21 protein-coding genes are annotated in these 23,810 nt (G+C 47.5%); 13 read left to right on the forward strand and 8 right to left on the reverse strand.

Translation table 11 applies throughout. The annotated features are described in order from the left end of the window. The first annotated feature begins 98 nt into the window (after positions 1-98). The 3 genes from PG915_RS05045 to PG915_RS05055 all read left to right on the forward strand — a co-directional run bounded on the left by PG915_RS05045 (position 99) and on the right by PG915_RS05055 (position 2,901). Positions 99-371, forward strand: coding sequence for an HU family DNA-binding protein (locus PG915_RS05045; RefSeq protein ID WP_006075676.1), 273 nt, complete (start codon positions 99-101; stop codon positions 369-371). A gap of 185 nt (positions 372-556) precedes the next feature. Further along, positions 557-2,416, forward strand: a complete 1,860-nt coding sequence (ppiD, locus tag PG915_RS05050; RefSeq protein ID WP_353498127.1) for a peptidylprolyl isomerase — start codon at positions 557-559, stop codon at positions 2,414-2,416. A gap of 224 nt (positions 2,417-2,640) precedes the next feature. Beyond that, positions 2,641-2,901: a ComEA family DNA-binding protein gene (locus PG915_RS05055; RefSeq protein WP_418642294.1), complete on the forward strand. Its 261-nt coding sequence runs from the start codon at positions 2,641-2,643 to the stop codon at positions 2,899-2,901. Here PG915_RS05055 and rrtA read toward each other — a convergent pair. Further along, positions 2,891-3,448: a rhombosortase gene (rrtA, locus tag PG915_RS05060; protein ID WP_353498129.1), complete on the reverse strand. Its 558-nt coding sequence runs from the start codon at positions 3,446-3,448 to the stop codon at positions 2,891-2,893. The genes PG915_RS05055 and rrtA overlap by 11 nt on opposite strands. Here rrtA and PG915_RS05065 point away from each other — a divergent pair. Then, entirely contained in the window at positions 3,447-4,058 is a 612-nt protein-coding gene (locus PG915_RS05065) for a tRNA-uridine aminocarboxypropyltransferase (RefSeq protein ID WP_353498130.1), read from the forward strand. The two genes, rrtA and PG915_RS05065, sit on opposite strands and share 2 nt — an antisense overlap. A 44-nt stretch (positions 4,059-4,102) precedes the next feature. Here the strand turns inward: PG915_RS05065 and PG915_RS05070 are convergent, their stop codons facing one another. The 3 genes from PG915_RS05070 to PG915_RS05080 all read right to left on the reverse strand — a co-directional run bounded on the left by PG915_RS05070 (position 4,103) and on the right by PG915_RS05080 (position 7,350). Next, a complete protein-coding gene (locus tag PG915_RS05070; RefSeq protein WP_353498132.1) occupies positions 4,103-5,455 on the reverse strand; it encodes an anti-phage deoxyguanosine triphosphatase in 1,353 nt (450 codons plus the stop codon). Between the two features lie 14 nt (positions 5,456-5,469). After that, complete coding sequence (gene yfbR / locus PG915_RS05075; protein ID WP_353498133.1) at positions 5,470-6,054, reverse strand: 5'-deoxynucleotidase; 585 nt, start codon at positions 6,052-6,054, stop codon at positions 5,470-5,472. 81 nt (positions 6,055-6,135) lie between these two features. Next, positions 6,136-7,350: a pyridoxal phosphate-dependent aminotransferase gene (locus tag PG915_RS05080; RefSeq protein WP_353498134.1), complete on the reverse strand. Its 1,215-nt coding sequence runs from the start codon at positions 7,348-7,350 to the stop codon at positions 6,136-6,138. A 228-nt stretch (positions 7,351-7,578) separates the two neighbouring features. On the opposite strand from PG915_RS05080, the gene PG915_RS05085 reads away from it, so the two are divergent. The 7 genes from PG915_RS05085 (at position 7,579) to PG915_RS05115 (ending at position 15,260) form a co-directional block, all read left to right on the forward strand. Continuing rightward, positions 7,579-8,886 carry an isochorismate synthase gene (locus PG915_RS05085; RefSeq protein WP_353498135.1) on the forward strand — a complete coding sequence of 436 codons (1,308 nt, stop codon included), beginning with the start codon at positions 7,579-7,581 and terminating at the stop codon, positions 8,884-8,886. Continuing rightward, positions 8,883-10,601, forward strand: coding sequence for a 2-succinyl-5-enolpyruvyl-6-hydroxy-3-cyclohexene-1-carboxylic-acid synthase (menD, locus tag PG915_RS05090; protein WP_353498136.1), 1,719 nt, complete (start codon positions 8,883-8,885; stop codon positions 10,599-10,601). The genes PG915_RS05085 and menD overlap by 4 nt, the downstream gene beginning before the upstream one ends. 8 nt (positions 10,602-10,609) lie before the next feature. Continuing rightward, a complete protein-coding gene (gene menH / locus PG915_RS05095) occupies positions 10,610-11,464 on the forward strand; it encodes a 2-succinyl-6-hydroxy-2,4-cyclohexadiene-1-carboxylate synthase (RefSeq protein WP_353498137.1) in 855 nt (284 codons plus the stop codon). A 12-nt stretch (positions 11,465-11,476) separates the two neighbouring features. Then, positions 11,477-12,343, forward strand: coding sequence for a 1,4-dihydroxy-2-naphthoyl-CoA synthase (menB, locus tag PG915_RS05100; RefSeq protein WP_353498138.1), 867 nt, complete (start codon positions 11,477-11,479; stop codon positions 12,341-12,343). A gap of 194 nt (positions 12,344-12,537) precedes the next feature. Further along, positions 12,538-13,542, forward strand: coding sequence for an o-succinylbenzoate synthase (gene menC, locus PG915_RS05105; RefSeq protein WP_353498665.1), 1,005 nt, complete (start codon positions 12,538-12,540; stop codon positions 13,540-13,542). After that, positions 13,542-14,984, forward strand: coding sequence for an o-succinylbenzoate--CoA ligase (gene menE, locus PG915_RS05110; RefSeq protein WP_353498139.1), 1,443 nt, complete (start codon positions 13,542-13,544; stop codon positions 14,982-14,984). The genes menC and menE overlap by 1 nt, the downstream gene beginning before the upstream one ends. Positions 14,985-15,062: 78 nt before the next feature. Then, positions 15,063-15,260 (forward strand): hypothetical protein, encoded by a 198-nt coding sequence (locus PG915_RS05115; protein ID WP_353498140.1) that lies wholly within the window; start codon positions 15,063-15,065, stop codon positions 15,258-15,260. 12 nt (positions 15,261-15,272) lie between these two features. On the opposite strand, the gene PG915_RS05120 is transcribed toward PG915_RS05115, so the two are convergent. From PG915_RS05120 to PG915_RS05130, 3 genes are all read right to left on the reverse strand, one after another. Further along, positions 15,273-16,199, reverse strand: a complete 927-nt coding sequence (locus PG915_RS05120) for a YeiH family protein (protein ID WP_418641656.1) — start codon at positions 16,197-16,199, stop codon at positions 15,273-15,275. A 164-nt stretch (positions 16,200-16,363) separates the two neighbouring features. Continuing rightward, positions 16,364-18,238: an MFS transporter gene (locus PG915_RS05125; protein ID WP_353498141.1), complete on the reverse strand. Its 1,875-nt coding sequence runs from the start codon at positions 18,236-18,238 to the stop codon at positions 16,364-16,366. A gap of 15 nt (positions 18,239-18,253) precedes the next feature. After that, positions 18,254-18,844 carry a TetR/AcrR family transcriptional regulator gene (locus PG915_RS05130; protein WP_353498142.1) on the reverse strand — a complete coding sequence of 197 codons (591 nt, stop codon included), beginning with the start codon at positions 18,842-18,844 and terminating at the stop codon, positions 18,254-18,256. A 292-nt stretch (positions 18,845-19,136) separates the two neighbouring features. Here PG915_RS05130 and PG915_RS05135 point away from each other — a divergent pair, with 292 nt between their 5' ends. Both PG915_RS05135 and PG915_RS05140 read left to right on the forward strand, forming a co-directional pair. Then, the gene (locus PG915_RS05135) at positions 19,137-20,018 is read left to right on the forward strand and encodes a Tim44 domain-containing protein (protein ID WP_353498143.1); all 882 of its coding nucleotides are present in this window, start codon (positions 19,137-19,139) and stop codon (positions 20,016-20,018) included. 293 nt (positions 20,019-20,311) lie between these two features. Further along, positions 20,312-21,481 carry a BamA/TamA family outer membrane protein gene (locus tag PG915_RS05140; protein ID WP_353498144.1) on the forward strand — a complete coding sequence of 390 codons (1,170 nt, stop codon included), beginning with the start codon at positions 20,312-20,314 and terminating at the stop codon, positions 21,479-21,481. Between the two features lie 71 nt (positions 21,482-21,552). Here the strand turns inward: PG915_RS05140 and pta are convergent, their stop codons facing one another. Then, the gene (gene pta, locus PG915_RS05145) at positions 21,553-23,697 is read right to left on the reverse strand and encodes a phosphate acetyltransferase (protein WP_353498145.1); all 2,145 of its coding nucleotides are present in this window, start codon (positions 23,695-23,697) and stop codon (positions 21,553-21,555) included. Between the last annotated feature and the right edge of the window lie 113 nt (positions 23,698-23,810).

Raw genomic sequence — 23,810 nt, forward strand, 5'->3', positions numbered from 1 at the left:
GAAGCCCTTGATGGACAAGGCTTGGAGTCTTTAACTACGAGAATGGAACTAACGTTACCTTTAAAAATAATAATTGGGTAACAGAAAGGGGAAACACAGTGAACAAAACACAATTAGTGGAAAAAATCGCAGAAAACGCAGATCTATCTAAAGCTTCAGCTGGTCGTGCACTAGACGCTTTCATCGAAGCAGTTAGCACTACTCTAGAAGAAGGTGATCAAGTGGCTCTAGTTGGCTTTGGTACATTCAGCGTACGTACTCGTGCTGCTCGTACTGGTCGTAACCCAAAAACTGGCGAAGAGATCCAAATCTCTGAAGCTAAAGTTCCTGCATTCAAGGCGGGTAAAGCGCTTAAAGACGCTTGTAACTAATCTTTTGTTGCAGTTGGTTGTAAATCTTGGATTGACTGCACAAAAATTAAGCTTTCAACAAGCTTGATCGACAAATAAAGTCGAACCTTTTTTAAATATGCGCATCTTACTGATGCGCATTTCTTTTTCTGATATTATCCCATGCAGTTGAAGATAACCCTTCCTTTCTGGAGAGTAATAAAATTATGATGGAGCGAATTCGCGAGGGCGTGAATAGCATCGCGGTTAAAATTATCTTAGGACTCATTATTTTGTCTTTTGTGTTTGCAGGTGTTGGCAGCTATATCGCTGGCGGTATCGGTAACACAGCTGCCAAAGTGGGTAATGTTGAGATCGGTCGTGGCGAGTTTGAGCAGGCGTATCAAAACGAGCGTAATCGTATGCAGTCGCAAATGGGCGAGTACTTCTCGACTCTACTTGGCGACCCAAGCTATGTCGCTTCTTTCCGTAAATCGGTACTCGATCGCATGATCGACGATGTGCTCATTGAGCAACACGCGGAATCTCTAGGTCTTCGCATCAGCGATTCTCAAATTCGTACTATGATGCTTGAAATGCCGCAGTTTCAAAACGACGGCAAATTTGACTCAGAACTTTACCAAGCAACGCTACGTCGTGCCGGTTTCACTGCTGACAGCTTTGCAGAATACCTTCGTCGTGACCTAGTGCGTAGCCAATTGCTAAGCGCACTTCAAGGCAGCGAATTCACATTGCCAAGTGAAATTGAAACACAAGGCAAACTGCTGACTCAAACACGTGACATTAAAACTCTTACGCTATCGCTTGAAGAGTTTGCTAACAAAGCCGTGATTACAGACGAAGAAGTCCAGCAGTACTACCAAGAAAACCCTGCTCAATTTACTCGCCCAGAGCAAGTAAAAGTATCTTACATCGAGCTATCAGCACAAGCGCTTAAAGACAGCGTAACAGTGACAGATGAAGATGTTACGCAATACTACGATGAGCACCTAGATAAGTACTCGACGGATGAGCAACGTGAAGTTAGCCACATTCTTGTTCAAGGTGATGATGAAGCGAAAGCACAAGCTATCCTTGATGAGCTAAATGCAGGCGCAGACTTTGCAACGTTAGCGCAAGAAAAGTCTGAAGATATCGGCAGTGCTGAAGAAGGCGGTTCACTAGGTTGGATTGAACGTGACGTTATGGATACTGCGTTCGAAGAAGCCGCATTTGCACTGGTTAACGTTGGCGATCGCACTGGTCTGGTTAAATCTGACTTCGGTTACCACATCATTCAATTGGACGCGGTTAAAGCATCAGAATCTAAGCCACTTGCTGAAGTGAAAGCTGAGATTGTTGCTGAGCTTAAAGACCAAGTTGCGATTGATGAGTTCTACAGCCTGCAAAATGAGCTAGAGAAAGTCGCGTTCGAATACCCAGATTCATTGGATGACGCAGCAGAGGCCGTTAACCAGAAGGTGGTAACGACTGACTTTATCTCGCAAATCGATGCACCTGAAATCTTGAAGTCAGCGACAGTGATGCAAGCTATTCAATCACCAGAAGTGAAAGAAGATGGCCTGAACTCTGAAGTGATGGAAGTGGCTCCTGAGCACATCATTGTGGTTCGTGTTGACGACCTTCGCGAGCAAACTGTACTTCCTATCGAAGAGGTGCAAGAGCAAGTTGAAACTCAGCTAGCGAAAGTGAAAGGTGAGCAAGCGGCAATGGAACTTGGTGTTCAACTGGTTAATGAGCTTAAAGAAGGCATATCGGATGCGCTTAACGCAAACGGTCTAACCTTTGGTGAGCTAGAAACTATCGATCGCAGTTCACCTCTAGCAGGTACTGTGTTCGCAATGTCTAAACCAGAAGAAGGTGCAGCAAGCTTCGCTCAAACTAAAGACATGCAAGGCAATGTTGTTGTCGTTGAACTGAACAAAGTGATGTCAGATTACAACAGTGCTTACAACGAGCAAATTGGTGCACAGATGATTCGTGAGGCGACTCAGCAAGACATCAGCTCTGTGATTGCTATCCTACGCAGTAACACTGAAATTGAGTACTTCCTAGACGCTCAATAATCAGGTGCTCAGCTATTACCAGCTCGGTAAGCTGAGACAGTATTAGTTCATTCACACTTGAATGTAACTGATAGTTCAATAATAACGGACTGCTTATGCAGTCCGTTATAGTTTCACCCTGTCAGACTTCCATCCAAATTCGCTTCCATTATGTTGGCTCACTCCTAAACCAACTACAAATAGGGACAATCATGAAATTACTAACAACACTTTGGCTTGCAGTTATGTTGCTAGCGGCGCCTACCGCCACTGTATGGGCCGCTGACGGTGACAAACTGGAAGGTATAGACATTACGGTAAATATTAACCAAGCCGAGCCAGAGGAGCTGGCAGAGCTCTTAAAAGGAGTCGGTATTGAGAAGGCGCAAAAGATTGTTGATTATCGCAAGCAGCACGGTAAGTTCACGTCTGCTGATGATTTAACCCAGGTCAAAGGCATCGGCGCAGCGACGGTAGAAAAAAACCGCGACCGAATTACCCTTTAACGGCTGCGCTGCGATAGTGGTAGAGTAGTGCCAATCCAAAGCCCGCGGCTAATCCAATAGCGTGGGCTTGTACTGCCACATTAGCTTCAATTAACGCTGATGTTGCCGCCGACCCACCAAAATACAGCTCCCATCCTACTTTCACCCCCCCACCAATCACCAACAGCCAGCTTGATTTTCGACTCTCAAGAGACTCTTTAAGCGCCCAAAACGCGAAGATAGCGTGCAAAATGCCAGAGAGTCCCAAATAGTAGCTGAGTGAACTAAGGAGCAGACCAGTGCCAATTACAGCGGCGCTGAAAAGGGTGACTGACATTAGGAGGCGCCAGTTGGGACGAAACAGATAACAGATCACCCAGAGAGCGGCTAGGTTCATGCCAAGGTGTGCTAAGTTGGTGTGTGAGAAATTTCCTGTTACTATCCGCCACCACTGGCCGGAGTATATAGCCAGTTTGTTCCATTCAACCCAGTTCTGTAGCGCAGGGATTTGCAGTAATGCGCACAGTAAACTAAACAGCGATAGCCTTATGACGAAAGAAGTGTCCATGTCTCGTTATTGTCCAAAATGCCTCAAAGCTAAGCGGGCATGTATTTGTCAGTGGATAGAACGCATCCACTGTGACACACAATTGATCATTTTGCAGCATAGCAGTGAAGAAAAGCGGCCACTGGGTACGGCACGCATTCTGTCGCTTTCCCTTAAGAATGCACGTTTGTTTATTGGCGAAGATTTTAGTCTGCATGACGAGCTCAATACGTTACTGGACGATAAGCGCTATCAAAGTGTGGTTCTCTATCCGGGAGAGGGTGCGCGAACAGTGTCTGAGGTGAAAACTAAGGCGGGGCATAAACCGCTCCGCGTCATACTGCTTGATGGTACGTGGAAGAAAGCCTTTAAAATGTGGAAGCTATCGACCAACTTACATTCGCTAGCTCTTGTAAAACTTGCCGATGATTTGATAGGTGACTACCGTATTCGAAAAGCCCCATCAAGTAATGCGCTGTCGACGGTTGAAGCAGGCTTTCATCTGCTTGAGTCGATTGAACCTAATGTCGACTTTACGCCGTTAATTACAGCGTTCAATGAGATGATCGGCTTTCAAATCGACAATATGCCAAAAGGTGTGTTTGAGCGAAATTATTCAGGGAAGCGTTAGTTCAGGGAAGCGTTAGTGGCGACTTAACGCTTCCCTGGCTTATCTTAGCTTGCCGCAAATAATTGCTGATGCATCTTCTGCGCATAGCCATCGGTCATGGCCGAGATGTAGTCGGCGATGACGCGCATGCCATCGTCATGCTGGCCACAGGCTTTTCTCCACAGCTGACACGTCGACTCAGGCAACAGTCTCTCAGGATCGGCGCTAAAGGCTTCAAACAGATCCATAATGATTTGCTGCCCCTTATACTCAAAAATTTGAACCCTTGGCACTTGAATCACATACTGACTAACGAACTGTTTGAGCACATCAAGCACTGCAGCCATCCCTTCTTCAAGGTAGGCGTTATATGCCAGTAGCGGACTCTCAAATTGGCTGTCTGGTATTGGCTCGACTCTAATACTGGTCAATAGCGCATTGACGATACCGCCAATGGCGTCCTTGCGTTCATAGTGCTTACCGGAGAATAACAGCTCAGAGATAGAATCAATATTTTGGGTTAACCAGTTTGGTTCTAGATTTCTTAACGCTTCTGCCGCACTTTGCTGCCATCGCTGCTCATCAATAAGCTCCAGCACAATCGCATCTTCCAAATCATGGACGCCATAAGCGATGTCATCAGCAAGCTCCATAATGGAGCAATCGAGCGATTTAAATCGAGTTTTGCGATGTCCTAGAGGTGATGTTTGCTGTGCGCGCATGGTCTGAAATAGCGCCTTGTCGGGCGGGGTTAACGGCTGCAGTACCCAATCGAACTGCACCGAGTCTTTATCGTAGATACCCTTTGCTGGCGACCAGTCTTTGGCTTTCAACTGACGCTGATTGGCCACAGCATGAGGCTGCTTGTCCGTGCGCGTTTGGCTAATAAATGCAGGGTATTTCAAAAGCCCTAACAAGGCTCTTCTAGTCAAGTTCATCCCGTGGGCTTCAGTATAAGGCTCTAACTGGGTCACGATACGAAACGTTTGGGCGTTACCTTCAAAGCCACCATACTCTCGCATCATATAGTTCAGTGCTACTTCACCACCATGGCCATAGGGCGGGTGGCCAATGTCGTGCGCCAGACACAATGCCTCGATTAACGCATCACTTGGCATTAACTCTGCGAATTGTGGCTGCTTTTGCTTGAGCTGGGCCACAATGCCAGAGCCGATTTGCGCGGCTTCCAGAGAGTGTGTCAATCGGGTGCGATGAAAGTCATTCACGCCCGTGCCATGAACCTGCGTTTTTGCTTGTAAGCGGCGAAATGCAGCAGAGTGAAGAATGCGTGCTCGGTCGCGCTGGTAAGGGTCGCGATGATCGTTGCGGCGAAGTTTGTGCTCGTCACTGTGCCTGACTTGCCAGATGTCTAATGGATCAAGAGAAATGGCGTTTGGAGTGCAGTTACCTAATGTCATTATCTCTCCTGGTGCTAGCTAATTTCGTCGAGTGACAGTTCGAAGCTTGGGGCGAAAGTGTGAAGGAAGTAATCCATCTCCGGTGTTTTTCGTTGTTGCAGCGTTTCATCCAAGCGTTTCTTGGCGAGCGCGTACTCATGATTGCCTGCGCTGAGTTCTTCAAGGCATTTGAGATACGCACAGATAGAGTCCGCCTGCTTCACTATTTGTGAGTCCTCTTCGTGAGCGGCGTTGGAGAGCAAAAATGGCTTAAAGTCTTCTTGAAACTCATCCGGCAGAAGTGACAAAAGTTTGTGCTCGGCAGCGGCTTCTATCTTTTTGTATTCTTTGGCGATTTCTGGGTTGTAGTATTTAACTGGCGTAGGTAAATCACCGGTCAATACTTCGCTGGTGTCGTGGTACATCGCTAAAATCGCAATGCGTTCTGGATTGGTATTGCCACCGAACTTCTTGTTTTTGATGATGGCAAGGGCATGAGCGACAAACGCGACTTGCAGGCTGTGTTCGGAGATATTTTCGGTAGAGACTGAGCGCATGAGAGGCCAACGTTGGATCAGTTTCATGCGAGCGAGGTGAGCGAAAAAGTGACTTTCTTTCATACAACGTTTTCCCCTTAATCCGCGCCCAGTAAAGGTTGGGCGCGTATTAAGAATAGGCTTTATTGTATCAATATGAAAGAGTTACTGACTGTAGGTAGACAGGAACTTCTCAAATCGGCCAATCGCCATTTCCAAGTCTTCCACATGTGGAAGAGTAACAATTCTAAAGTGATCCGGCTTCGGCCAGTTAAAGCCAGTGCCTTGTACCAGCAACACTTTTTCCTGCTTGAGGAAGTCGAGTACCATCTTTTGATCGTCTTTGATGTTGTACATCTTAGTGTCGATTTTCGGGAAAAGGTACATTGCGCCTTTTGGTTTGACGCACGATACACCAGGGATCTGAGTGATCAACTCATACGCTTTATCGCGCTGCTCAAGTAAGCGGCCACCCGGTAAGATAAGCTCATTGATACTCTGATAACCCCCTAGCGCGGTTTGAATAGCATGCTGCATAGGTACGTTGGCGCAAAGACGCATCGAAGCCAGCATTTCAAGGCCAGCGACGTAGCCTGTTGCCATTTCCTTTGGTCCGGTCATGAACATCCAGCCGCCGCGAAAGCCACAAACGCGATAAGACTTGGATAGGCCGTTGAAGGTCATCACAAGTACATCTTCTGTTAATGTTGCGACTGAAGTGTGAGTGGCACCGTCATAAAGAACTTTGTCGTAAATCTCGTCAGCAAAGATAATCAGTTTATGCTGGCGTGCAATTTCGATGACTTCTAGCAGGAAATCACGACTGTAGACTGCGCCGGTAGGGTTGTTCGGGTTGATAAGAACAATGCCGCGCGTTTTTGGCGTGATTTTCTTCTTGATGTCATCAAGATCCGGATACCAGTCCGCTTCTTCGTCACATAGGTAGTGCACCGGGTTGCCACCAGAAAGTGACACCGCTGCAGTCCACAGTGGGTAGTCAGGAGCGGGAACTAACATTTCATCGCCGTTGTTTAACAACGCTTGCATCGCCATTACAATAAGCTCAGAAACGCCGTTGCCAATGTAAACGTCTTCAACGTCGAGGCTGTGAATGCCCTTGCGTTGGTAGTGTTGAACTACAGCTTTGCGAGCGGAGTATATACCTTTAGAGTCACAGTAACCTTGTGAAGTAGGCAGGTTTCTGATGACATCGACTAGAATTTCATCAGGGGCGTCAAAACCAAACGGGGCTGGGTTACCGATATTGAGTTTCAGTATTTTATGTCCCTCTTCTTCCATGCGCTTAGCATGTTTGAGTACAGGACCCCTAATGTCGTAGCAGACATTATCGAGTTTTGACGACATCCCGATATTTTTCATTGTTTAATTCCTAAAAATTCGATAATTTCTTTACTAAATTACACCAAAATGGCTTTTGAAAGAATAAAAATCTGATCAAAGTGGAAAATAAAGCACGCTGCCAAAAGGCGGAGATGTGAGCAGGTTGACATCATGAGCAATTAATCGCCTTGTGGCTTGATCTATAGGGTTGGTAGAAATAGAGTATTTCGTGTATATAGGAACAAATTTTAAGGTTATGAGGTTGATTTGTCTCAGTTAACAACAGCTATCGCTCAACTTGTCAGCAAACTTGAAAATGCCCCACAAGGTTGTAAACGACTGGAGCAAGGCATCAAGGGACGTCCCAAGTCTCACTGCATCGACTGGCTGGAAGCGCAACCTCATTATCCGAAGTTTTATTGGCAATCCCGCGACACTCGCGAAGAGGTAGTGGCGCTAGGTCAATTACACACATTCTCTGAAGCCGCTCCCGCTTACACTATCTTGGCAGAAAACCAGCGTGTATGGGGTGGGCGTTCCTTCGATGGCCATACAGACAAAAATCGCCGTTGCATGTCAGCCTTTTTCTTCTTGCCGCAAATTGAACTGATACGCTTCGATCAAAACTGGCGTATTGCCGTTAATATCAGTATGAGCGTCGAGAAAGCAATAGCAGCGCTCAAGCAGTTGGTAATAGATGTTGCCGAGTTGCCACCGCTTGCCACATCCATTTCGAGCCTAACTCATACTCCTAATGAGCAGCAGTGGCACCGACTCGTTGGTGACGTGCTAACGGGCATTGAAAATAATCAGTTCAAGAAGGTTGTACTCGCGCGCAAAACCACGGTTGATGTCAAACAGCCTATTTCACCAGCACAATTGCTCAAAGCCAGTTATCGAGAAAATCATCATAGCTTCCATTTTATGATGGTGCTTTCCAAAGAGTTGGCATTTGTTGGCTCGACACCAGAGCGGCTCTATCGCCGAGTGGGTCAACAGCTTGAGACGGAAGCCTTAGCGGGCACGATCGGTCGCGGTGATAATGCGGCGGATGATATGAAGCTGGCTAACTGGCTGACACAAGATGTGAAAAACATCAACGAAAACCAATACGTGGTTGATGACATTTTGCAAAGCTTAGCACCTCATTCCGACGAGGTTCATTTAGAACAAGAGCTTCGTTTAGTACGTCTTCGAAAGGTGCAGCATTTAAAGCGCAATATTGTTGCTCAGTTAAACAAAGGCATAAATGCGGTACAGCTACTGCAAGCACTTCAGCCGACAGCGGCGGTCGCCGGTTTGCCTCGCAAAGAAGCGATGGCGTTTATTGAACAAAGAGAGCCGTTTGCTCGGGGCTGGTACGCAGGCTCTGTGGGTTATTTAAGCCATGAGCGCGCTGAGTTTTGCGTTGCCATTCGCAGCGCTTTACTAATGAAAGATGAGGTTCAATTGTTTGCCGGTGCGGGCATTGTTCCTGGTTCAGTTGCCGAACACGAATGGCAAGAGTTAGACAAGAAAATGTCGACATTGCTCAGCCTTATCTCTGATAACCCGTCTCTTGGAGTGGCTTCATGAGCAACCATCAAGCCGCGCTCAATCGTGTTTGGACACAAACATTACTGGAAGAGTGTTATCGCCAAGGCGTAAGACATGTTTGTATTGCTCCAGGCTCACGTTCAACGCCGCTTACTTTAGAGGCGGTTGAACATTCAGGGCTCACTCTTCACACTCATTTTGATGAGCGCGGCCTCGGTTTCTTTGCGTTGGGGCTGGCTAAACGTACGCAAAGCCCAGTGGCCGTTATCGTCACTTCTGGTACCGCTGTTGCGAATTTATTGCCGGCAGTGGCAGAGTCCAAGCTCACCAAAGAACCATTGATATTACTTACGTCCGATAGACCTGTAGAGCTTGTCGGCTGCGGTGCTAACCAAGCTATCGAGCAAACAGGCATATTCTCTTCGCATGTGAGTTACGCGCTTGATTTGCCTTCGCCATCGACACAAGTGCCTTTGCCATGGCTTCTCACCTCCATCGATTATGCTTTTGCTGAGCAAAGACTGCGTGGCGGTAGCATTCATATTAACTGCCCATTCCCTGAGCCTCTTTATGGCGGGGAAGATAAAACAGTATTTGCTGACTACCTAGCCAGCGTTAGTGCATGGCAAGCAAGCAGTGATTGCTTCTCTGGTTACACCGAAAACAGGCTGCATAATATCGCCCAAGACGCTGAGTCACTCGACCTTGTTTCGCGTAAAGGCGTTATCGTTGTTGGCAGCGTTCGCCTTGCTGAGGCAAAACAGGCGCTAGCGCTTGCTAATCAGCTTGGTTGGCCGGTGCTTTGCGATCCTCAATCGGGTGTGAGCGAGCGTTGGCAGCGCTATGATATTTGGCTGCAAAATAAAGCGGCCAATGCTGAGCTGGCGCAGGCTGATTTTATCTTGCAAGTCGGGTCAAGACTGGTGTCAAAGCGATTATTGAGCTGGATTGATCATCAAGCCGAAGCAGGGTGCGAGTACGTACTACTTACCCCTGTGCTTGATCGGCTAAATCCAAGTCACCTCAGACAAAAGCAGCTTTGTGTCAACGTTAAGGATTGGCTCAGTGCGGCATTAAAGGTGCTTTCACAAGCTCAACATTCAGGCTGGGCAGAGTCGCTCATTGATGCTTCAGAAGCGGTGAGGTCGAAATTCCTTAGCACGCCACATTTAACTGAATTTGATGTGGCGAGAAGTGTTGAGGCGCTGCCAGACAGTGTGGATTTGTTTATCGGTAACAGTTTGATTGTACGCTTGGTTGATATGCTGACGTCTCTGCCTGCGATTGAAACCTACAGTAATCGCGGAGCTTCCGGCATCGATGGTCTGGTGGCAACGGCAGCTGGAGTGCAAAAGGGGAGTGAACGCTCGTTAGTGTTGTACATCGGTGATACTTCACTACTTTACGATTTGAATTCGTTAGCTCTGTTCTCACGCTCTAATAAACCATGTGTGATTGTCGTGACCAACAATGATGGCGGCGCTATTTTTGACATGCTTCCCACGCCATCAGAGCAGAAGTCACAGTATTATCAAATGCCTCATGGTTACCAATTTCATCATGCAGCGGCGCAATTTGGTCTGCGCTATCATGCGCCACAAGACAAATCTGAATTAGAGTCTGCTGTGGCTCACCATCTCTCTCAGGGTGAAGGTACTTTGTTATTAGAAGTGACCACTCAACCTAACGAAGTTGGAGAGATGATTCGCCAGCTTGGGAGAAGTGTGGCTAATGATGTTAGTTATGCCCAATGACATCCGTTATGCCTACACCTGAACGGTTAGCGTATCGCTATACACCCGCCCACTCATCGCCCGAAGCGCCTTTGGTGGTGTTTGTTCATGGTTTTTTAGGGGCAGGTGATGACTGGGATGCGGTCAATCAAGTGTTACCTGAGTATCATCGGCTGACGATCGACCTTCCTGGTCACGGAAAAAGTTGCCCAGTTCAAGGCGTAAGTTTTGATCAAGTTTGCAGAATGATTACTGCGACAATACTAGACTGTATTCAAGCACATAAATTGAGTGCAACAATGCCGGTTTGTTTGGTTGGTTACTCACTTGGTGCACGCCTTTTGATGTATTTGATGACCAAGCACCGCGCGATACACGAAACAATTAATGAACTAAATGTTAATGGCTTAGTGATTGAAGGAGGCAATTTTGGCTTGCCTGACGATGAACAAAAAAACGCGCGTTGGCGTAGCGATAGCCTATGGGCTCAGCGCTTCAAGCAGGAAGAGATTGGCGCGGTTTTGGCCGATTGGTATCAGCAAGCGGTGTTTTCCTCACTAAATCATGAGCAAAGACAACTTTTGATTGCTAAGCGCAGTGTTAACCTTGGGAGTGCATTGAGCGACATGTTGCTGGCCACGTCATTGGCGAAGCAGCCTGACTTACTCCCGAGCGTGAAAGCATTGTCGTTCTCAGAACATCGCAAACCACTCTATATCTGTGGTGAGTTCGATAACAAATTTACTCAGCTTGCCATTGGCAGTGGGCTTGATTACGAACCTATTGCCAGTGCAGGCCACAACGTACACAAAGAGCAGCCACGGGCTTTTGTCTTGCGGCTGCGCACTTATCTAGAACAAATGAGCTTAGGCTCAGTAAAATAATTGGAATAGATCATGGCTAAAACCGTTGGATTAACAGAAGAAGAGCTATACGCACCCGTTGATTGGGCTGATGTAACGGGTGACTTTGAAGAGATCACCTATCACAAGTCAAAAGATGGCATTGCAAAAATCACCATAGCTCGCCCGCAAGTACACAATGCGTTCACGCCACGTACCGTCAATGAAATGATCAAAGCGTTAGCGGATGCACGCTACGATGAAGGTGTCGGCGTTATTATCCTAACTGGCCTTGGTGAGAAGGCGTTCTGCTCTGGTGGTGACCAAAGCGTTCGTGGTGACTACGGCGGCTACCAAGATGATTCAGGCACTCACCACTTGAATGTATTGGATTTCCAGCGTCAGATCCGTACTTGTCCAAAACCTGTCATTGCATCGGTAGCGGGTTGGGCCGTTGGTGGTGGTCACGTACTGCACATGATGTGTGATCTAACGATTGCTGCAGACAATGCGCAATTTGGTCAAACTGGACCAAAAGTTGGCTCGTTTGATGGTGGTTGGGGCGCGTCATACATGGCACGTATCGTTGGCCAGAAGAAAGCGCGTGAGATTTGGTTCCTATGTCGTTTCTACGACGCACAAGAAGCCGTGGACATGGGACTGGTTAACACCGTTGTGCCAATTGCTGATCTTGAGAAGGAAACCGTACGCTGGTGTCGTGAAGTACTTCAGCACAGCCCAATGGCGCTTCGCTGTCTGAAAGCGGCATTGAATGCTGACTGTGATGGACAAGCTGGTCTTCAGGAGCTTGCGGGTAACGCAACCATGATGTTCTACATGACAGAAGAAGGTCAGGAAGGTCGCAACGCGTTTAACGAAAAACGTCGCCCTGACTTTGACAAGTTCCCAAGAAACCCATAACACAATTGTAATGGCTGCCTTTTGGCAGCCTATTTACGTTTGGTAGCGGTTGGTTGAGAGAGCGCTCAATATAGTGCATGAATACCATTTTTGGGGAACTCTTAGCCCATGCCGCGGCCTAACCCGGTGTATTGTTCATAGTCACCGTTCTTCTCAAGGTGGCTGTGATGACTTCTTATGAAGTGGGAACGACCATGAGACAAGCAAAACTCTATCGCTACTGTCTGCCTATGGACAGCGGTGTTATTCTTCGCGAGCAAAAGCTCACTGCAAGGGAAGGGTGGGTTGTAGAACTCAGTGACAACGGCCGCGTTGCATTGGGTGAAATCGCCCCGTTACCTGGATTCAGTCAAGAGTCGCTAGAAGCGGCTGGCGTTCAAGCTCAAGCCCAACTCGAATTATGGGTACACAATCAACCTACCGATATCGAAAGCTGTTACCCATCGGTGGCGTTTGGTCTCTCGGCAGCATTGCTAGAGCTCGGCGGTAAGCTACCTGCGGAAGGTAACTATCGAGCAGCGCCACTGTGCAGTGGTGACCCAGATGAGCTGATCCCTAAGCTCAATAACATGCAAGGCAAGAAAGTCGCCAAGATTAAGGTTGGCCTTTACGAAGCTATTCGTGATGGGATGATTGTTAGCCTGTTGCTAGAATCCATACCAGACCTCACATTAAGGCTCGATGCGAACCGCTCTTGGACGCTAGAAAAAGCTAAACAGTTCGCTAAGTATGTCGCGCCATCGCTAAGGCAGCGTATTGCCTTTATAGAGGAGCCTTGCCAGCAGCCCGGCGACAGTGTGTCGTTCGCGATAGATACTGGTATTGCTATCGCTTGGGATGAGACCTTGCAAGCCGCGGTTCACCAGAGTGATTTTGCGGTCAAACACCTTACAGGCGTGAAAGCACTGATTATAAAACCGACCTTAGTTGGTAGTATCGACAAGTGCATGGCGCTGGTCGAAGAAGCAAAAGCGCACGCCATTCAAGTGGTGATAAGTTCTAGCCTTGAGTCGAGTGTCGGACTTGGGCAGCTTGCACGATTGACAAATTGGCTCAATCCAGAAGAAACACCAGGGCTGGATACGATGCAGCTATTTGGCGCTCAGCTTGAAACGCCATGGCCTGGATGTTTGCTGCCAGTACAAACGCTGGCAGAGCAAACCGTGTATTGGCAGTCACATGGCGATAATGAGGCTTAATGACGTCCGTTAATCCACCGCTCCCTCTTTGGGAGCATTGGGCGCAGCTCACTCCGAACAAGATTGCGATTAAAAATCAAGCTCACGCTATGACGTGGCATGAGCTTTGTGAGCAAATTCAATCACTCGGCCAGTACTTAGTTGAACAAGATTTAGCACCTGGTGATGTCGTATGTCTTGTTGGCAGAGCTGAGCAGAGCTTGGTACTTCGATATCTTGCCTGCCTCGCTCACGGCGTTATTCCTGCCTTGCTCAATGACCAACCCAAGTCTCAGCTTATCACTAAATTTGATACCTTGTATCGCACTGATGAGCCGGCGAATGTCTGGGGTAACTGTCAATGGGATGAGTTAACGGCTCAGCGTGATGAGCATGAGCATGAGCTTTATCGCATCGAAAGATCCGATGATGACAGCTCTAAAGCGAACTCACAGCTAACAAATGCCATTGAGATGACCGAACCCGTTGTCTCGATTGTTTTTACCTCTGGCTCTACGGGGCTACCTAAAGCTGTCGCTCACAGTGCATCTAATCATCTCGCATCGGCAGCGGGCTTATTGCAGCGCTTTCGCTTTACCGCTGATGACTCTTGGCTGCTTAGTCTACCTATGTTTCATGTCTCTGGGCTTGCCATAGTTTGGCGCTGGCTAACTGTGGGGGCAACGCTCAACATTGCTTCTGGAAACTTTGCCGCAGATATTGCGAATGTCACTCATGCATCGCTCGTTGCCACTCAGCTCAAGCGAATCATCGATAATCAATGGCCAACCTCGCTAGAACGCGTGTTGCTTGGTGGCAGTCAGATTGCGCAGACATTAGTGGAAAGCGCAGAGGCTCGTGGGATTGAGTCTTGGATGGGCTATGGCATGACAGAAACCGCATCAACGGTGACAGCAAAGCGTGTCGATGCGATTGCTTCTTCAGGTACATTGTTGCCACACCGAGCATTAAAAGTGGAGAACGAGCGTATCTATGTTGCAGGTGACACTCTCGCTCGTGGCTATTTTGTGCAAGGAAAGATTAGCCCGCTTGCGCTGGAGTCTGGCTGGTTTGATACCAAAGATCTTGGCTGCTGGAATACACAACGAGAGCTGTGCGTCATCGGCCGCGCTGACAACCTGTTTATTTCCGGTGGTGAAAATGTTCACTGTGAAGAGGTCGAAGCAGCGCTGAATAGTTTGAGCTTTATCAGTCAAGCAATAGTAGTGCCTGTTGAGGATGAAGAGTTTGGTGCGCGGTGTGTGGCTTTGGTGCAGGCAAAGAGTCAACCTGAGCTTAGCAAAATGCGTGATTTACTCACCCCTCTGCTGGCTAAATTCAAACACCCAATTGGCTACTTCTTAATGCCAAATCAACTGACCTCGTCAGGGATCAAAGTCGCTCGTCGAGACGTCAAGCAGTGGCTCGCTGCTTCTCAGTCGGATTTTATTGTTATTTCATAGTCCAAATCGGCATTGTTCATTCCAAGCAAGGCTCACCATAATATCCATTATTGAATTGGCTAAGCGAGACGGAAGGGAATGAACAAGCTATTAATGATTGCGATAGGATTGCAGATAGGTCTTGCATTAACCTCTGAGGGATTGTCGCAAGCGCTTGCAGAGTTAACTGCTTTTTTGCTCACAGCGATCCTTTACTTAAACCACAAGAAATCAAAGTCTGCTTCGAACAAGAATGCTCTATCGCCTTCCACTGATATAAACAACATCAGTACCTAATTAACAGCCTGCTTAAGCGAACAAAAGCCAGCTAAGAGACGTTATCGAAATTAGTAGCCACATCGTGATCCCAAATAACATAGGCTTACTGCCCGCTTGTTTGAGCCTTTGGATGGATATGCTGGTTCCAATCAAGAATAGACACACCACCAACAACTTTTTCGATACATCGAAAATGCCGTTATACGCCCATTCAAATTGAGGTAAGTAGTCACTAACCAAAATGGCGCCGCAGTAAAAGAAGATAAAGTAAGGGATCGTTAGCTTGCTGTTTTTGTTGCGAAACAGCATCGCACTCACTAGCGCAACAGGAATTATCCATAACGCTCTGGCAAGTTTCAATGTCGTTGCTGTGGTAAGTGCTTGCTCACCATACGCAGATGCCGCGCCCACGACCGATGAGGTATCGTGGATGGCGATAGCAGCCCATGTACCAAAGGTATGCTGATCGATTGATAACGCATGGCCAATAACCGGAAAGACAAACAGCGCAAGCGAGTTCAATACAAATACGGTCGCGAGCGCAATGGCAATACTTTCGTCATCGGCATCAATAGCAGGGGCAACCGCGGCAATGGCACTGCCACCGCAAATCGCAGTACCTGACGAGATCAAATAGCCAGTGTGTTTATCCAATCCCATTTGCCTTGCTAGAGCCCAACCAATCACCAGCGTACCAATGATGGTGGCGATAATAAGGCCGATACCGTCACTGGTTGCTTGCAGAGCTTGGTCAAGGTGGATACCAAAACCCAAACCAACAATCGAGTAAGCAAGTAACTTTTTGGTGTATTTGGCGATAGGAATATCGTGCGGCACTAAGCTAAAAGTGGTGAGAAGAAAGCCAAAAATCAGCGCCATTGGTGAGCTTACCCAAGGGGTCAAACAAGCAATAATCCCGAGGAAGAACAGAGGGTAAGAGCGTAGTTGGGATATCATCAAAATCCTTACAAACAGCAAAAGCGCTAGCTAATAGCAGTTGAAATGCCAATCAATAGTTAGCGAAGTGTAGCGAGAGTTTAAGGTAAGTAAAACTAAATAAAATTTAACGGGCGTTCAGTAAAACTAAACGCCCGTTAAATAGGTTAATAGTATTGCTCCGGCTAGCGGTAGTCACCACGCAGTTCAGACACTTTCTCGAACATGGTTTGGCTTGATGCTTCTTCGGGAAGTACGGGCGTGCCCGCTTCTAGCTCCAGTTTCGCTCTAAATCGAGTTGGTAGTCCTTTACATGCACGTCCTTTGTGACGACTGAAGTAGCTTCCCCACAAACCCTTAAGCGCCATCGGGATGACAGGAACTGGCGAGCGCTTTAGCACAATATCAATACCGCGCATAAACTCATTCATCTCACCATCGGCAGTCAAACGGCCTTCAGGGAAGATACAAACAATTTCGCCAGCCGCGAGTGCTTGCTCAATCTCCACAAAGGCGCGGCGAATCGTGCCTTTGCGTTTGGCTGAAATTGGGATCACGCCTGCACGTTTTAGGAAGCGACGCACTGGTTTGAAGTTTGCGTAGTCCTCTTCCATAACAAAGCGGATTAAGCGCGGACTTGCCGCACTCATGACCAACGCATCCATGTAACTCACATGATTACAGACAATCAGCGCGCCGCCTTTCTCTGGAAGGTGATGCAGGTTTTTGTGGCTGATGCGATACATGATGTTCGTAAGAATCCAAATCAGAAAACGCACTACGAAGACTGGTGCTTGCAAAAACAGGTAAGTAGCCATCAAAAAGTTAAGTGCTGAAAGCAGGATAAACAGCTCAACAATAGAAAGTCCCAGCACTGAAAGGCCAACAATACCCAGTACTGCACTACCAACCATAAATAAAGAGTTGTAGATATTGAGAGCGGCAATGACACGGGCGCGCTCTGTCGGTTTCGCCTGCTGCTGCATTAACGCATACAAAGGAACGATAAACAGACCACCGGAGGCACCAAGAGCAAGCAGATAGCCGAACACGGGCCACAGTGCTGTGTGCGAAACAAACTCGCTAAACGATGCAAACTGCGGAAGCTCTTCGGGTACGGCAAACGCCATCAATGCACCAAAGATAGTGATACCAATGCTACCAATTGGCACAATGCCGACATCAATACGGTTTTTCGACATTTTGTCACAGAGCATAGAGCCAAGGGCAATACCGACAGAGAATAACGCCAATAGGAAAGAGACTGCGGCCTCATTGCCCATCAAATGGATCTTAGTGAAGTTCGGGAATTGCGTTAAGTAAGCCGCGCCCAAAAACCAAAACCAGCTAATCGCCATGATGCATTGGAACACCACTCGATCTTGGTGAGCGATCTTGAGCGTTTCTTTGGTTTGCTTAACTGGTTGCCAGCGGAATTTAAGATCTGGATCCGCCGCGGGTGCATTGGGGATTGAACGACTCGATATATAGCCAGCCAATGCGAACACAATCACACTGGCTGCCGCCACATATTTAGCGCTCTCAGAGGAGGCAATAATGCCCGCACCCAAAGTACCCAATAGAATCGCGAGAAAAGTCCCTGTTTCTACCAACGCGTTGCCCGATAGGAGTTCGTTTGGTTTGAGTTGCTGTGGCAGTAGCGCGTATTTTACCGGGCCAAAAAAAGCAGACTGGGTACCCATCAAAAATAGCAACAGTAGCAGAATACCATAGCTTTCGGTGACAAAACCAATGGCGCCAAGGCACATGATACCAATCTCCGCTAGCTTAACTTTGCGGATGAACCACGACTTCTCGTATTTGTCAGCCAGGACACCTGCGGAAGCAGAGAACAAGAAGAAAGGCAGAATAAACAACCCTGCAGCAAGGTTGATGAACAAGTTGCTCGAAATAGGTAGTACTTGTGGGCCAGCGAACGCAACAAAAAGGAGTAGAACGTTTTTAAAAATGTTGTCGTTGAATGCGCCGAAAAACTGAGTAACAAAGTAGGGCATAAAGCGTCTTTCGGTAAGTAAAGACGCAGTTTTGGTGTTAGGCATTACCTTTCCTTTTAATTACCAGCTTTTGAGGTAATTTGAGATGAGATCTTTGATGAGCACACTGCCATCAATAGGTTCTGAGGTGAAAAACTTGTCATCGACACTGAGTAGCGTGATACCGTGCACGCCAGCCCAAAGTACACGACTAGCCTTCATGACGTCAGTCGGTAAACGTTCTGGGCGAAGCTCAGACAATAAATGCTCCAACATACCAGTCATACCGTCGATGCGCTGCGACTGCCACTCTGGAAGTTGGTCACCATTCATGTTGTGCTCAAATATTAATTGCCAACGATACGGGTACTTCTTTGCAAAATCATGATAGCAAATAGCCAGCGCATACAAGGCTTGCTCAGCGTTGTCCGTTTTTTCGATGACTAGTTTCGATTCTTGGGACAACTCGTCTACGGTGCGAGCAACGGCATGAAGTAACAGTAAATTGTAACTGCCGAAAATATTCACCAAGGTGCTAGGAACATACCCTATAAGCGTGGCTATCTTGCGAAGACTCAGCGAGTGATAGGAGTTCTCGTTGAGGTAATCCCTGACAGTAGTCAGCGTCAGGTCGATAAGTTCTTCCCGGGTATGATCGTTTCTGCGAGCCATTGTGATGGATTCTTAATTGAACACGGTTCGTTATTTTAGTGTTGAGACAGGTTAGCGTCAACAAATGAAGCCAGTGATTGCAAGGTTGCAACGCACTTTTGAGATAGTTGTCGGTATCACAGTGTGTTCTTGAAACAATGTCATTGTTGGTGTGTATACCGTAACAAACGTGCAATATTCTGAAACAAGTCCGAGCATCTAAAGCGTTTCTTTAATGCTAAGCTCAGTATATGATGCGTAGTAAGTCGTAATAGGACTTACGATGTAATGTGACAATAACGAAAGGTTGAGAATGAAACGTTTATTTTCTTTCGTCGCACTGCTAGTACTGGCAGTGGCGGTGAATCCGGTAGCCGAAGCAAAGAAATTCGGTGGCGGTAAATCATTTGGTAAGAGCTTTAAAACGGCTCCGGCTCCAAAGCAGCAACAACAAAATACCAATAACATCAGTCGCCAAGATCAGAATAAAGCTGGAAGCAGCAAGAAAGGTCTGATGGGCGGTATTTTAGGTGGTTTGCTTGCTGGTGGCCTTTTAGCTGCCTTCTTTGGTGGTGCTTTCGAAGGCATCAACTTCATGGATATCTTGATTTTTGGTTTGATTGCTTTTGTGATCTTCAAACTGATGCGCGGTATGCTGGGGGCAAAGCAGGGTAGTATGAATCAGCAGGGGCAGCAGCCGGCGTTTGGCGGTCACTCTCGTCAACAGTTCGAGCAGCCTTCAAACTTCCAGAACTTTGAACAGCCAGCATCAACGGCTTCAACAGGTGGCTTTGGTGCAGCTGGACACAGCGAAGTGCCTCATAACTACCCACCGGGCTTTGATCAAGCTGCATTCCTAAATGGTGCTCGCGAGCACTACCGTATTCTTCAAGGTGCGTGGAATCATAACGAACTACACACGATCGAAGAGTATGTATCAGCAAGCTTGCTGCAAGATCTTATCAGCGAACGAGCTAAGCTTGAAGGCGAGCAGCACACTGACGTGATGTATGTTGACGCTGAGGTTGTTCGTGCCGATTACGACGCCAACAAAGCACAGTTGAGTCTTCAATTCTCTGGTCGTTACCGCGATACAGTTGAAAACATCGAAGAAGACATCGAAGATATCTGGCACCTTGAGCGTGATTTGACCCAGCCAAATGCGCCATGGCTAATCGTTGGTATTCAAGGTTAAGGCTTTGCTGTTATGGCGGCAGGTTATAATGGGCCGCATATTTGGTATGTGCCAACAGAAAAGTTTCGTCATCCCTGCGAAGGCAGGGATCTACTCATAGCGCACACCAAGCCTTAACCTAGATTCCTGCCTGCGTAGGCGCACGGCCAGTGGAATGACGAATGATACAAAAGGCGAGTTACGATTAAAAAACTGCAGAGTAAAATCTGCAGTTTTTTTACATTTGAATCGCCGCAATCTGGCGTTTTTCCTCTATAATCCTGCCTTTGCTATCAACCCCATTATTCCCAATCATGCGAACCTTATTTGCTCAAACTACATTGTTGCTGACATGCAGTGCAGCTACCTCTCTTTCGTTGGCTGACGATCATATTGTGCCCCTTGTTGAGCACACTCCAAACCCAACCACAGAGAAGCTTGATCGCTTTTTAGGTGTGTTTGGTGCGGAGTCGGAATACGATGCAGATAAAGGTCTCAACTCAAGTTATATTCCTGCGGTGTTTTACAAGCCAGAGCAAGGCTTGGGGCTTGGACTCTTGTATGTGGGGTTATATGGTGACCCGAGTGATGGTGCTGGTCAGCCTTCTTCTATGGTGATCAACCCGTATGCGTCATCGAATGGCTCTATGGGTATTACGTTCAGTAATAAGCACTTTTACAATGGCGGTGATAACCGCGTTTACACCGATATTAAAGTGTTTGATGACGCAGCGGTTTATTATGGTCAGGGCTACGAAAACGGGCAGCAAGACGGCAATAAGGTTGATTTCAAAGAGCAAGTGATCGATGTAAAACCAACGTGGCTGACTCGAGTTTCTGGTGACTACTTCTTGGGCTTGGGTGCCAATGTGAAATCGGTGCGCCCTCACGATAAGACGTTTGAAAATCAAAACCTTGATACCATTGCTAATGAGCTCACCGATAACACCAGCTATGGTGTGTTTGTCTCTAACGTGTTTGATACCCGAGATAACGTAACCAACGCGACTAAAGGTACCTTATTGCAAGCCGATTTGGGTTTGTATCACGATGCCACTAACTCAGAGAACTTTGGTAAGTATTCGCTTAAGGCTTCTCAATATCACTCGTTGGCGCCGGTGCCGGGATTATTTGCATGGCAAGTGCAAGCTAACTTAACCTCAGGCAACGTCCCTTGGAATCAACTGCCAGATCTTGGCGGTGCAGATGCGATGCGAGGCTATATCCTTGGTCGCTATCGTGATAACCAAATGATGATGGGACAGGTAGAATACCGTTTACCAGTGTACTGGCGAGTCGGTGTCGTTTTCTGGGGCGCGGCGGGTACGGTATCAGAAAATGTATCCGGGCTGTGGGATAAAACGTTAGCGAGTGCTGGTACTGGCTTTCGATTCAAAATCAAAGACAAGGTCAATGTGCGCGCGGATATCGGTTACGGTGAGCATGGTGGCACCTTCTACTTCCACGTCAATGAAGTGTTCTAGTTTGCTCTCATCAAACCTCAAATACTAAAAAGCCTCCATTCGGAGGCTTTTTTCATTCAGCTAGAACAAAATTACTCTTGCTCTTGACCCGATTGAATCGCAGTAAGTGCAACTGTGTAAACGATGTCGTCTACTAGCGCGCCACGAGATAGGTCGTTAACTGGCTTGCGCATACCTTGCAGCATTGGACCGATAGACACTAGATCTGCCGAGCGCTGTACCGCTTTGTATGTTGTGTTACCCGTGTTTAGATCTGGGAATACAAATACTGTCGCTTTACCAGCGACTGGAGAGTTAGGTGCTTTAGAAGCTGCTACGTTCTCCATGATTGCCGCATCGTACTGTAGAGGACCGTCGATGATGAGATCAGGACGCTTCTCTTGAGCCAGTTTCGTTGCTTCACGTACTTTATCTACGTCAGCACCTTTACCAGACTCACCAGTCGAGTAAGAGATCATTGCAACGCGAGGTTCGATACCGAATGCTGCAGCAGAATCTGCAGATTGGATAGCGATTTCAGCAAGTTGCTCAGCTGTTGGATCTGGGTTGATCGCACAGTCACCGTATACCAATACTTGATCAGGCAGAAGCATGAAGAAGATTGACGATACGATAGACGTACCAGGAGCAGTCTTGATGATTTGGAACGGAGGAACGATAGTGTTCGCTGTTGTGTGAACAGCGCCAGATACTAGGCCGTCAACTTCGTTCGCTTCAAGCATCATAGTGCCTAGGTATACAGAATCTTGTAGCTTCTCACGAGCCACAACTTCAGTCATACCTTTCGCGCCACGCAGTTCAACCAAGCGAGCAACGTAGTCTTCACGTACAGCATCAGAATCGATGATAGTTACGCCAGCACCTAGCTCAACGCCTTGCTGTGCTGCAACACGTTTGATCTCTTCTGGGTTACCAAGAAGTACACATTCCGCGATACCGCGCTCAGCACAGATAGCCGCAGCTTTAACTGTACGTGGCTCGTCACCTTCAGGAAGAACAATACGCTTGCCAGCACGGCGAGCAAGTTCAGTTAGCTGGTAACGGAATGCTGGTGGACTTAGCTTACGAGTACCAACAGTACCCTCTAGTAGAGAGTCGATCCAAGGGCCGTCAATATGACCAGCAACGTGCTCGTTTACGAACTCGATACGCTCTTTATCATCTGCAGGAACTTCTAAGCTGAAGCTCTGTAGGTTCAGAGAAGTCTGCCAAGTGTTACCTTGTGCTTTAAAGATTGGAAGACCAGTCTCAAGCGCAGGCTTGATAAGGTCAGCAATCTCAGCAGGAACGTCGTAGCCGCCTGTTAGTAGGATAGCGCCGATTTCCACACCGTTCATTGCTGCTAGCGCCGCTGCAACGATTACGTCTGGTCGGTCAGCAGAAGTCACAAGTAGAGAGCCTGGTTTGAAGTGCTCAATCATGTTTGGCAGTGAACGTGCACAGAACGTAATGCTCTTGACACGACGTTTTGCGATGTCACCTTCGTTGATGATTTCAGCGTTTAGGTGCTCAGCCATGTCGACTGCACGTGTTGCGATCAAGTCGATCTTCCAAGGCACACAACCTAGAACACGAATTGGGCTAGTGTTGAAGATTTGCATCACTTCAAGGTTAGCTTGCTGCGCTGTGTCTGCATCGTCGAAGATTTCAGAAAGATCTGGACGTGTACGACCTGCTTCATCAACCGGTGCATTTAGCTTGTTGATGATAACACCAGAGATCTTCTTGTTCTTGGTGCCACCATAGTTAGAACATGCAACTTCGATACGCTCTTTAAGCTGGCTCGGGTTGTCTGTACCTGGAGTCGCAACGAATACGATTTCAGCGCCAAGTGTCTTCGCGATTTCTTCGTTGATTGCGTTTGCAAACGGGTGCTTACGAGTTGGTACAAGACCTTCGATAAGTGTTACGTCCGCATCTTTGTTGATTTGGTTGTAGCGCTCAACGATTGTTTCTAGAAGCACGTCTAGCTTCTCGTTACCAATCAGGGCTTCTGCTTCTGACATAGGAAGTGGTTGACCCACTTTCATGTCGCTGCTGTTACCTACGATAGAAGAAGTTAGATCTGGCTGATCGCCACCGTGGCGAGGTTGAGCAACAGGTTTGTAGAACGATACGTTTACACCCTTACGCTCCATTGCACGCAGGACACCCATGCTAACACTGGTAAGACCGACACCAGCGCTAGTAGGTACAAGCATAATAGTACGGGACATTCTTTGAGTACCTCAAACTATATATATGGGGGAAGAAACTCTGTGATTCGATGAGTTGCAAACAAGCGCAAGCAAGTGTTTCACTGAGCCCTATAAGAAAACTGGCTAACCTA

Origin of the sequence: Vibrio sp. CB1-14 (genome assembly GCF_040412085.2) — a bacterium.
Taxonomy (GTDB): Bacteria; Pseudomonadota; Gammaproteobacteria; order Enterobacterales; family Vibrionaceae; genus Vibrio; species Vibrio chaetopteri.